The sequence below is a fragment of the Tetzosporium hominis genome (genome assembly GCF_002265435.1).
Classification (GTDB): domain Bacteria; phylum Bacillota; class Bacilli; order Bacillales_A; family Planococcaceae; genus Chryseomicrobium; species Chryseomicrobium hominis.
Window position 1 is genome coordinate 1 of record NZ_NOKQ01000207.1, and the last position, 654, is coordinate 654.

A 654-nucleotide genomic window follows, 5' to 3' on the forward strand; every position below is an offset into this window, starting at 1 on the left:
AAAAAATGGCGGTCCCGACGGGAATCGAACCCGCGATCTCCTGCGTGACAGGCAGGCATGTTAACCGCTACACCACGGGACCATTGGTTGCGGGGGCAGGATTTGAACCTGCGACCTTCGGGTTATGAGCCCGACGAGCTACCGAGCTGCTCCACCCCGCGACAATAATATTAAGATAAATGGTGGAGGATGACGGGATCGAACCGCCGACCCCCTGCTTGTAAGGCAGGTGCTCTCCCAGCTGAGCTAATCCTCCGAAAATGGTGACCCCTACGGGATTCGAACCCGTGTTACCGCCGTGAAAGGGCGGTGTCTTAACCGCTTGACCAAGGGGCCATGTACTATGTAGAACTGAAGCTATATGGCGGAGAGCAAGGGATTTGAACCCTTGATACGCGGTTAACGTATACACGATTTCCAATCGTGCTCCTTCGGCCACTCGGACAGCTCTCCATAAATGGCTCCGAAGGTAGGACTCGAACCTACGACCAACCGGTTAACAGCCGGTTGCTCTACCACTGAGCTACTTCGGAATAGTGGTGCCTAGCGACGTCCTACTCTCACAGGGGGAGACCCCCAACTACCATCGGCGCTGAAGAGCTTAACTTCCGTGTTCGGTATGGGAACGGGTGTGACCTCTTCGCCATCATCACT

General features: G+C 55.4%; 6 tRNA genes and 1 rRNA gene. All 7 read right to left on the bottom strand.

The window, feature by feature from the left end:
* Nucleotides 1-6: 6 nt before the first annotated feature.
* A tRNA-Asp gene (locus CF394_RS08045) sits at nucleotides 7-82 on the bottom strand.
* Between the two features lie 2 nt (nucleotides 83-84).
* Nucleotides 85-161, bottom strand: a tRNA-Met gene (locus CF394_RS08050).
* Between the two features lie 19 nt (nucleotides 162-180).
* A tRNA-Val gene (locus CF394_RS08055) sits at nucleotides 181-256 on the bottom strand.
* Between the two features lie 5 nt (nucleotides 257-261).
* A tRNA-Glu gene (locus tag CF394_RS08060) sits at nucleotides 262-336 on the bottom strand.
* A 26-nt stretch (nucleotides 337-362) separates the two neighbouring features.
* Nucleotides 363-453, bottom strand: a tRNA-Ser gene (locus CF394_RS08065).
* Nucleotides 454-458: 5 nt separating this feature from the next.
* Nucleotides 459-533, bottom strand: a tRNA-Asn gene (locus CF394_RS08070).
* Nucleotides 534-541: 8 nt separating this feature from the next.
* Nucleotides 542-654 (bottom strand): 5S ribosomal RNA (rrf, locus tag CF394_RS08075); the annotation flags it as partial.